The sequence below is a fragment of the Citrobacter sp. S55_ASV_140 genome (assembly GCF_018919505.1).
Lineage (GTDB): Bacteria > Pseudomonadota > Gammaproteobacteria > Enterobacterales > Enterobacteriaceae > Citrobacter > Citrobacter werkmanii.
In genome coordinates this window covers 1-1,699 of the sequence record NZ_JAHLQZ010000367.1, presented here as the reverse complement: position 1 = coordinate 1,699, position 1,699 = coordinate 1, and the positions used below count along the sequence as shown (strand labels likewise).

Sequence of the window (1,699 nt, the reverse complement as noted above, 5' to 3'; positions counted from 1 at the left end):
CTATCGTCCGGAAGCATGGCTCGGTTATAACATTCATGACTGGATGTTTGAGCTTAACGGTATTTATAAAATTGCCGATAGCGAAGATTTATATAACAACCGAAAAGACGATTATGAATATAACTTCCGTGTAGCTTATAAAATAGGTTCCTGGATTCCATTTGTTGAGGTGGGTAACGTTTCCTCCGGTTATAACACCACCACCACAGACGATCGCCAGACTCGTTATCGTGTCGGTCTCGGTTATAACTTCTGACCGTTAATACTCTTCATAGCGGTTTATTACGCCGAGCATCGGTATATCCATATAGTTTGCGTGAATAATGAGTCTAAGGAGTTGATATCATGTCTAATGATGGAACTATAATCGGAAGTAATCAAAGTATTGCTGTCAGGCCTTTCGGATTAAGAGATAAATTTGGTTATTTGTGTGGCGACCTCGGAACCTGTTTTATTCTTGGACTGGTGAACAGTTTTTTAATGATTTATTACACCAACGTACTCGGTATTTCCGGGGTTATTGTCGGCTCGCTCTATTTTGTGACCAAACTCTTTGATGCGTTTGTCGATGTTGGCGTAGGGCGCTTATGTGATACCTCTAAACTAACGGTACATGGACGGTTTAACCCGTGGGTGCGACGTATGAAATATCCGTTTTGCATCATTGCGGTCGTCCTGTTCCTGCCATTTGTGAATGATTTCTCTTATACGGCGAAAATTATCTACATCTGCGGCTCCTATTTTATCTACGGTTCGTTGTTATCGACGGTCAGTATCCCGTATGGCGCCATGTCTGCGGCGATTAGCTCGAACCCGGAAGATCGTGTTTCGCTCTCAACCTGGCGCAGCGTTGGGTCTGCCATCGGCGGTGGGGTAACCGGCTTTTTTATTCCCATTCTGATGTACACCACCCTGGTGGACGGAAGCCAGGTGATTTCCGGACAGCATTTCTTCTGGATTGCCATGGGTTGCGCAGTACTGGGTTTTCTCTTTTTAACCCTGACCTGTCAGTTAACGACAGAACGCGTACGTGTGGAAAGAAAAGAGAGCATGCCCGTGTCGGTACTGCTGAAGGGGCTATTACGTAATAAGGCGCTGATTGTTTTGGTTGTGGTGGATCTGCTGATCGTGATTAATCAGGGGTTGTCCGGGACCAATATGACCTACCTGTTTAATGACTATTTCCATAACAAAGAGGCCATGTCCGTTGCATTGCTGTTTACCTTTGGCTCTCTGGTTTTGCTGGCGCCATCGGCATCCTGGCTCACGAAGCGGTTTGGTAAAAAAGAAGCAAGTGTAGGCGCGTTGCTCTTTGCGGTAGCGATGTATCTGATTATGTACTTCGTCCACATTACCGACGCGAAAGTCTATTTGGTTTTCCTGTTTCTGGCGACGCTGGGGGCGGGGTTATTCAACCTGATGATATGGGCGTTTATGACCGATGTTTGTGATTATCACCAGTATGTCACTGGCGATCGTGAGGATGGTACCGTTTATGGCGTGAACTTCTTCGCCCGCAAGGTTGGTCAGGCGTGCGCCGGGGCTATTGGCGGCTTTATGCTGGCCATCATTGGTTATCAATCTTCCTCAACGGGTGGGGCTGTGCAAACCAGCATCGTGCAGGAAAATATTTATACGATGGCGAATCTCTTGCCGGCTTTGTGCCTGTTTTTGGCGGCGGTCATTCTGATTTATTGCT

General features: G+C 46.6%; 2 protein-coding genes. Both read left to right on the top strand.

Going from position 1 to position 1,699, the window contains the following annotated elements; all coding sequences use genetic code 11:
• Positions 1–256: oligogalacturonate-specific porin KdgM family protein (locus tag KQJ18_RS23830; RefSeq protein WP_216422929.1), on the top strand; the 256-nt coding region annotated here is incomplete at its 5' end.
• An 89-nt stretch (positions 257–345) separates the two neighbouring features.
• On the top strand, positions 346–1,699 hold a 1,354-nt coding region (locus tag KQJ18_RS23825; protein WP_216422928.1), incomplete at its 3' end, for an MFS transporter.